At 47.4% G+C, this 614-nt stretch carries 1 protein-coding gene; it reads right to left on the bottom strand.

Annotation, left to right across the window (positions count from 1 at the left end):
* The coding region (locus R7Z77_RS26665; RefSeq protein ID WP_318137212.1) for a cellulose biosynthesis cyclic di-GMP-binding regulatory protein BcsB at window positions 1-614 on the bottom strand (614 nt) is incomplete at both ends.

The following is a 614-nucleotide window of genomic DNA, read 5'->3' as shown; positions in this document are numbered from 1 at the left end:
GTTGATTGGAGGAGGCGTTCGACCTTCCACTTGCAACATGCTTTTTTGTTCGACTAATTCAGATAATGCAACGGGACGAGCCGTACTCACCCAGTTTGGCGCATCGTACGGGACTCGTGGTTTGATTTGTTTGACTTCATTAATCTTCGCGATTGGCCCAGTAAGAAGTTGGTTTCCCAACGCCAAACCTTGTACCGCAACGTTAAGATCCTTACTGTCACGGCCTATCACTAGAAGAAGCTTCACGTACGGGTCAGTTGGGTGAGTGATAACTTGAAGACGAGGGCCATCCGTGTCTGGAAAATCTCTCAGAAACTCAGGTTTGTTGTCATTGGTAACAAAGACAATGGCGTTGCGCTTAGGTAACGTGTCGACACTAAAAGGGAATTGAGCACCACGCCAACCCGCAAGAGCACCAAAGTAAGAGCTCAAGACACCAGCTGCTTTGACATCATCCAGATCGTATTTGCCACCCATAACGACGGGCAGATTTAACTGGCTAAAATCACGGACATCAAAAAACGGTGCTGGCAACAAGCTCAAGTCACTTTCCAGCATTGTCTTTTGGGCAAACATTTCAATTCGACTGCTTTGGCTGATCTCAGCCCAAATGC

The sequence above is a fragment of the Vibrio sp. 1401 genome, assembly GCF_033340295.1.
The sequence above is the reverse complement of the archived record's forward strand: the minus strand, read 5'-3'. Positions and strand labels throughout refer to the sequence as shown.